Below are 7,638 nucleotides of genomic sequence, written 5' to 3' on the forward strand. Positions count from 1 at the left end.
GATACAGAAATAGACATGCAAAAACGCCATCCTTTCCTATGATTCTACAGAAAGAATAGCGTATTTTTTCATTTTAGGGGGAATTTTGTTTTGTTAGCTTGATAGCGATGGGGGAGAAACCGCAAACTGAAAAAAACCCACGACTACACAAACCCCAGTTGCTGCCCTGTCATTAAACCAAATACTATGTTAGTATTAATGTAGAAAATTCTGAAAATACAGAAAGGTGTGGTGGTTATCAATAAGGAAGATTTTTATAGGGTTAGAGTGATTTTAGTCCGTATGTTTTTTGAACTATTCATACTAGGAACAATTATTATAATGGCCTATGTATTCATGAAGAATGTCTATAATGTGAATCTAATCGATTTACTACAACCTTTGTGGACTAACATATCTAAGGACATCCTTTATACAGCAATGGTTTTATTATTATTTTTAGAATGCTATAAACGTTATCAATCTTTAAAGGATTTCCAAAGTTTAAAGAGACTAAAATTTAAATATGAACATCCAATAGAATTAATTGAATTTCATAAATTATGGTTAGAAGGTCGGCTAGGCACATTTAAATTTAAAATGAATACACTAAAATATTTTTCGCTTATTCCAATTATATTTTTATTATCCCGCGACTTAATTATCAAATATACGAACCTTTCTTTAAGCACATATTCAATTATCTTATTAGTTACAGTACTAGTTTACACAGCCTCGTTAATTAGAACGTACAATCAATATGTTGTTACGCAAAAAAAATTAACTAATTATGAAGAAGAATTATTAATAATTAAAAATCCTGAATTGTTTATCCCAAAAAACAAAGAGTTAAAAAGAGGTGCGGAAATGGATAATTGGGGAAATCAATTACCTGTGAGTCCTCGAAGATCACAATCAATATCGGGAAATAATGAGTAAATTCAAATTGGGTAACTTTGCCTAGTGTGAAGATATAATTTAAAAAAGGGGTACCACCCACATTTTAACGAAAATATACGCTAAGCAAATTTCGACATAAAAATAGCCAGATTTTCTACTCTAAGAAAAATCCGGCTATCTTTAAATATAAAACGTAACAAAAACAGTCATTTTCGGTATTTTTTACAGAAACCTAATTAGATAGATATGCATCTAGGTTATACTTCTCTGCTAATTTTGATTGTAAGAAATTCCTCGGAAACACTTCGGAAAATTCGGAATTTTATCCAGATACATTCGCTCATAGTTTACGTATAGGACTGGTAAGTGCAATGATCACTTCAATGAATTTTGTAGCTGATGCCAAAATAAAAATTGCAACCGGATTATAATCAGAAATCACGCCTCCCACTAATGCACCTAGGGGCATTGCCAGTCGTGTAAGCACACGTGAAAATCCTAAAACTCTTCCTTGTATATCCATGGGTACAGTTTCTTGCCTTACAGATGCTACAATAATGTTCCAAGCGATATTACATACCATAGCAATTCCAAATGCAATGCCTGGTGCTAGCCAAAATTTGCTCCATATTGCGTAGGTTAATCCAATTGCACCTATACCTAACAAAGCGGGAATTAGAATCCCACGTCGAAATCGCTTTTCAAGTGGAACAACAATAATACTTCCCACAAGACCGCCTACTCCAATTAAGGTATAGTTAAATCCACTTTGTTCAGAAGTTAAATGTAATGTTGAAAGCAAATAATACATTAATGCTCCTAGTATAGCACTAGCACCAAAGTTGCCTACCATTGCTTGAAGAGATAAAGCGAGATTAAGACGGTCATTCATTAACCATCTAAAACCTTCTTTCATTTCTCTCCCTATTTTCTGGAATAGATTTCCCGATCCATCTACAGATTTTGTTTTTTTTAATTTTGGTAACATTAATACAGCAATTAAAGTAGCTATATAAGAGAGAACATTTATCCAGAGTGCATTAAAACCTCCTATAATAGCAATGATAATACCAGCTAAGGCAGGACCTGCTAAACTAGCAATCTGAAGAACCATTTGATAAGCGGAATTAGCCCTGGTTAATGATTGGCCTGCAATCTGTGGAATTACTGTAACTGTCGCTACATCAAATAGCATGGATAGTACTGCTAAAATAAAAGAAACAACGTATAAATGCCAGAGTTGGAGTAACCCTAAAATATGGAGAACAGGAATTGTTGTTACAAAGAAAACACATAATAGGTCCGAAATCCACATTAATTTTCGTCTATCCCAACGATCTACTATTACTCCTACTATAGGACCAAATAAAACAATAGGTAACACACTTATGGCAAAAAGTGAACTCATAATTACTGCTGAACCAGTTAACTTATATGCAATCCAAGGAAGAGAAAAGGTATATAGGGAATCTCCAATTCTTGAAATAAGTAAACCCAATATGAAAATTATGTAAGATTTCGGCAATTGTGTAATCGTTGACATAGGTTCTCTACTTGTTTTCTTTATTTTTATCCTTGAGTAAAAATTACTCTCCTTTTTTAATGTCAATTTTATAAACCTCCATTATAATATGGTTGATTTTATTTCCCATTAATAAGTAGTAATTAGTACATCATAAAAAGACCATAGGCTAAATAATAGTAAAATTAAGCCAGATGTTTTGTTTATAATTATTAAAAAATATACATTTATTCGTTTCTTTAATAAGCTAACGACCATACTAAGAAATAACCACCATAGTATTGAACCTAAAAAAACTCCTAATACTAGTATTAATTTAGCCATTAAGCCAATATCTGAATTAGCTATTCCAACCCCTGAAAAGAGAGCAATAAAAGACAAAATTGTTATGGGGTTAGTTATTGTTAAAAAGAAAGTAGATATATATGCCTTAATATTTTGTTCATTTTTACTTTTAGTAGTTGTATTTGTGGGTTTTGATTTATAAGTTTTAACACCCAAATAACCTAAAAAAATTCCGCCAATGAGTTGAAACCACAATTGTTGACTAATCAAATAATTAGTTATCACTGTTAAGCTTAGACACGCAATTAAACCATATAAACCATCTGCTGTCGCAGCACCTAAACCTGACATAAATCCAACGAATCTCCCATTCTCGAGCGTTCTACGAATACATAAAATTCCGATAGGTCCTACAGGAGCCGCAATACTAAAACCAATAATAAGACCTTTAAGTAAGAATTCACTTATCATTTTCTCCTACCTCATCAATAAAAAACTTATCTTTTTGCAAAGGAATTTTAAGTGTTTCTTTCGTTGTGTCCATCACTATTGTTGTTCTTGTTCGAAGTACTCCCTGCAGATTTTTAATCTCATAACTAATCACTCTGTCTAGATCCTTGGTATTACGACAACGAATTTTTAATAAATAATCATCATCCCCCGCAATATGATGGCATTCTTGTACCTCCTCCAAATTAGTAATAAGATGTAAGAATTCTTCTCTATATTTTGGTTTTTCTAATGAGACTGATACAAAAGCTGTACACTCTGTTCCTACATTTTCTCCATCTATCTTGGCTCCAATCTCTTTAATTACTCCATTACTAATCAAACGATTGACACGATCCGCAACTGCTGGTGAAGATAGTCCAATATGAGATGCTAATTCAGCCCAAGTAACTCTACCGTTATTCATTATTGATTGTAAAATTTTATAATCGTAAGAATCCAAGTCAATCAACCTTCCTTTGTAAACTTTTAACTATTTTAATATTTATTTAACAAAGAAACAAGTAGAATTCCCCTTAATATTGAAAAATAACAAATATTTTAAAAACAGTCTCAGAAATGGAGGTTTTTGAGACTGCTTTTTATTTCTCATTTGATCCGAGAAGAATACTATATTATCAGTCTCAAAACTTGTCTTAAAATCAAAATCTCATTATTCCTTTGTTCAATGAGTTATGAGACAATTAGTAAGAAATTGGGGGTGATACTTTGCTAATTGGATATGCTCGTGTTTCTACGAATGATCAAAATTTAGATTTACAGAAAGATGCTCTTAAACAAGTTGGGTGCAAACGAATTTTCACTGATGTAGTGAGTGGGGCTACTTCATCTCGCTCAGGATTAAATGAAGCACTTGGTTATGTACGAGAAGGCGATACGTTAGTAGTATGGAAATTAGATCGTTTAGGTCGTTCTCTTAAGCACCTTATTGAAACCATCAATACATTAAATGGAAAAGGAATTGCTTTTCGGAGTCTACAGGAAAATATGGATACTTCTACGAGTGGTGGGAAACTCATTTTTCACGTATTTGGAGCATTAGCCGAATTTGAAAGGGAAATGATTCAAGAACGTACACAAGCTGGATTGTCAGCTGCTCGTGCCCGCGGGCGTGTTGGAGGAAGACCGAAAGTAATGGATACAACAAAAGTTTCTATGGCTAAATCTCTAATGAAAGATCCCAATTATTCAACTGAAGATATATGTAACACCTTAGGTGTTTCAAGAGCTACATTGTATCGATATCTGCAGAAAGCGAAATAACAAATACAAAGGGGATAATTTCTAATGTATGTAAGAGTAAGAGAGCTTCTTACAGGTGAAGAACGCAAACAATATATGCAAATCCCCTCTGATATAAGCGAATGGATATTAAGTACATACTTTACCTTCAGTCAACATGATATTAAAATCATTAATCGCCATCGGAGGGATTATAATCGATTAGGTTTTGCTATGCAATTAAGTGTTTTACGGTATTTAGGTTGGAATTTATCGGATATCGGAGATGTTCCAAAAATCGTTTTAGAATTTGTAGCTAAACAGATTGGTGTCGGTACAGAGGACTGGGCACTATACGCTCAACGAGAGGCTACACGATACGAACATGTAGAGGAGATTCGTCACGAATATGGTTTGCGTAGCTTTACAATTGCTGACTATCGAAAATTATCTAAATTTCTTCAACCACATGCGTTAAATAATGGAAATACTACATATCTTGTTGAGATAGCATTGCAAGAACTCCGTACTTGGAAGATTATACTCCCTTCGATGGCAATAATAGAACGGACGATATGGGAGACACGTAAACGAGCTGAAGAAAATATATTTAAGATACTAACATCATCTTTAACCATTTTACAAAAGGAAAAATTAAACGGTCTACTTCATTCCATGCCTAACTCTTCCAAAACCTATTTAGCTTGGTTAAAAGAAGTACCTGGCCAGTTTTCGCCAGAATCCTTTTTAAAGGTTGTTGAGCGCTTAGATTATATAAAAGGTTTGCAGTTAAACATTGATACAAGAGGTATACATCCTAATCGACTACGTCAGCTATCTCGAATGGGAGCCCGCTATGAAGCTTTCTCATTTCGAAGATTTAAGGAAATAAAGAAGTACGCCATATTGGTTGCTTATTTATTCGATTTAACACAGGATTTAATCGATCAAGCTTTTGAAATTCATGATAAACAAATGATGAATCTGCAACTAAAAGGAAGAAAACAACAAGAGGAGATTCATAAAAGGAATGGGAAAGCGTTAAATGAAAAAATCATTCATTATGCAGATTTAGGAACTGCATTAATTAAAGCTAAGAACGAAAACATAGATCCTTTTATTCTCTTAGAAACTGTTATGACTTGGGATAAATTTATAGCTTCTGTAGAAGAAGCAAAGCAACTCTCTCGACCTATGAACTATGATTATCTTGATTTATTAGAAAGTCGATACAATTACCTACGTAAATATACTCCCACATTACTACGCACTTTAGAGTTTCAGTCTACAAATTATGCTAAATCTGTATTAAGTGCTTTAGATACTATCCGTGAATTAAATGAATCAGGAAAACGTAAAGTACCAAAAGGAGCTACATTAGGCTTTGTATCAAACAGATGGAAAAAACATATATACGATGAAGACGGTAACATTAATCGGCACTTCTATGAGTTAGCAGCTTTTACTGAACTACGAAACTACGTACGTTCTGGAGATATTTCTATTGTGGGAAGTCGACAACATAAAGATTTTGATGAATACTTAGTATCATCCCAAGATTGGAATGATACTAAAGAAATGGGGACACGTTTAGCTGTTTCTCCAAATGCGGATGAGTATATTATAGAAAGAACACAAACACTTTTAGATCGAATCGCAACGTTTTCAAAAAATGTTCATTCATTAGATGGAGTAGATATTGATAAGGGAAATCTACATCTTCATCGTTTAGAAAAAGATACTCCAGAGGAAGCCAAACAATTAAGTGCAAAGCTCTATCACATGTTACCTCGGATTAAACTCACAGATTTACTTCTAGAAGTAGCAAATTGGACAGGTTTCGAACAACAATTTATTCACGCATCCACGAATAAGCCACCTAGAGGGAAAGAAATTATCATTTCTCTTGCTTCACTAATGGCTATGGGAACAAATATTGGTCTTACTAAAATGGCAGAAGCTGCACCGGGGATTTCCTATCATCAGTTAGCTAACGCTAGTCAGTGGCGCATGTACGATGATGCATTAAATCGCGCACAAGCCATGTTAGTCAATTTTCAACATCGATTACCCTTAGCCTCTTACTGGGGTGACGGTACTACCTCATCATCAGATGGCATGCGTGTTCAAATTGGGGTTTCCTCCTTGAATGCTAGTTCTAATCCACACTACGGATCTGGTAAAGGAGCTACTATCTATCGATTTGTAAGTGATCAATTTTCTTCCTTTTATACAAAGGTTATTAATACGAATGCAAGAGATGCTGTACATGTGATTGATGGGTTACTTCATCATGAGTCTGATTTAATGATTGAAGAGCATTATACGGATACAGCAGGCTATACTGATCAAGTATTTGGCCTAACACATCTATTAGGTTTTCGTTTTGCACCTCGATTAAGGGACTTATCGAGTTCAAAATTGTATACAATTGGTTCATCTAAAGACTTTTCGAATATAGAAGGGCTTATACGGGGACAAGTGAATATGAAATTGATTTATGAAAATTATGATGATGTTTTACGTATAACCCATTCAATTCGAGAAGGAAAAGTGTCCGGCGCACTAATTATGGGGAAATTAGGTTCTTATACTCGCCAAAATAAAGTAGCAAAAGCATTAAGAGAAATGGGGAGAATTGAAAAGACAATATTTATCTTAGATTACCTTTCAGATAAAACGTTACGTAGAAAAATTCAACGAGGACTAAACAAAGGTGAAGCAATGAATTCACTAGCAAGAGCCATCTTTTTTGGGAAACATGGAGAGTTCCGTGAACGTGCTCTCCAAGATCAATTGCAACGAGCAAGTGCATTAAGCATTCTCATAAATGCCATCATTATATGGAACACCGTATATTTAAGTAAAGCTGTAGAAAAGTTAAAAAGTACGTATGGATTTAATGAAGAACTATTAAAACATATCTCACCACTAGGGTGGGAACATATTAATTTTTTAGGTGAGTATCGATTCGATACGAAAGATACTACAACATTAGAAGCTCTTCGTCCCTTACAACAAGTCTAAAAATAAAAGCCGGACTTTTCTTAGAGTAGAAAATTCGGCTATTTTTATGTCGAAATTTGCTTAGCGTATATTTTCGTTAAAATGTGGGTTTTGTTATTTTTTAGATTTTCTTCCTCAAACGAGCGGTTCTTTTCCACTTGTTTGAGGAAGTTGTGAGCTATGGCGATTAGCCCGAACTCGATCGTTACTTTCGT

6 protein-coding genes are annotated in these 7,638 nt (G+C 34.0%); 3 read left to right on the forward strand and 3 right to left on the reverse strand.

All coding sequences use genetic code 11. The features are described 5' to 3' along the window. Positions 1 to 354 precede the first annotated feature (354 nt). Entirely contained in the window at positions 355 to 918 is a 564-nt protein-coding gene (locus MR076_RS25490) for a hypothetical protein (RefSeq protein WP_242225360.1), read from the forward strand. Between the two features lie 301 nt (positions 919 to 1,219). Here the strand turns inward: MR076_RS25490 and MR076_RS25495 are convergent, their stop codons facing one another. The 3 genes from MR076_RS25495 to MR076_RS25505 all read right to left on the reverse strand — a co-directional run bounded on the left by MR076_RS25495 (position 1,220) and on the right by MR076_RS25505 (position 3,638). Further along, entirely contained in the window at positions 1,220 to 2,422 is a 1,203-nt protein-coding gene (locus MR076_RS25495; protein ID WP_242225365.1) for an MFS transporter, read from the reverse strand. A 108-nt stretch (positions 2,423 to 2,530) separates the two neighbouring features. Further along, complete coding sequence (locus tag MR076_RS25500; protein WP_242225361.1) at positions 2,531 to 3,157, reverse strand: LysE family translocator; 627 nt, start codon at positions 3,155 to 3,157, stop codon at positions 2,531 to 2,533. Next, the gene (locus tag MR076_RS25505) at positions 3,147 to 3,638 is read right to left on the reverse strand and encodes an Lrp/AsnC family transcriptional regulator (protein WP_242225362.1); all 492 of its coding nucleotides are present in this window, start codon (positions 3,636 to 3,638) and stop codon (positions 3,147 to 3,149) included. Before MR076_RS25505 ends, MR076_RS25500 begins: the two co-directional genes overlap by 11 nt. A gap of 266 nt (positions 3,639 to 3,904) precedes the next feature. On the opposite strand from MR076_RS25505, the gene MR076_RS25510 reads away from it, so the two are divergent. Further along, entirely contained in the window at positions 3,905 to 4,459 is a 555-nt protein-coding gene (locus MR076_RS25510) for a recombinase family protein (RefSeq protein WP_242225363.1), read from the forward strand. Positions 4,460 to 4,483: 24 nt separating this feature from the next. Next, complete coding sequence (locus MR076_RS25515) at positions 4,484 to 7,444, forward strand: Tn3 family transposase (RefSeq protein ID WP_242225364.1); 2,961 nt, start codon at positions 4,484 to 4,486, stop codon at positions 7,442 to 7,444. The last annotated feature ends 194 nt before the right edge of the window (positions 7,445 to 7,638 follow it).

Origin of the sequence: Bacillus cereus group sp. BfR-BA-01380, assembly GCF_022663535.1 — a bacterium.
GTDB lineage: Bacteria > Bacillota > Bacilli > Bacillales > Bacillaceae_G > Bacillus_A > Bacillus_A cereus_BB.

What these genes read in the sequence shown, in the direction of transcription:
- MR076_RS25495 (WP_242225365.1), bottom strand. Translation starts at nt 2,422, where the DNA reads ATGTCAACGATTACACAATTGCCGAAATCTTACATAATTTTCATATTG.
- MR076_RS25500 (WP_242225361.1), bottom strand. Translation starts at nt 3,157, where the DNA reads ATGATAAGTGAATTCTTACTTAAAGGTCTTATTATTGGTTTTAGTATT.
- MR076_RS25515 (WP_242225364.1), top strand. Translation starts at nt 4,484, where the DNA reads ATGTATGTAAGAGTAAGAGAGCTTCTTACAGGTGAAGAACGCAAACAA.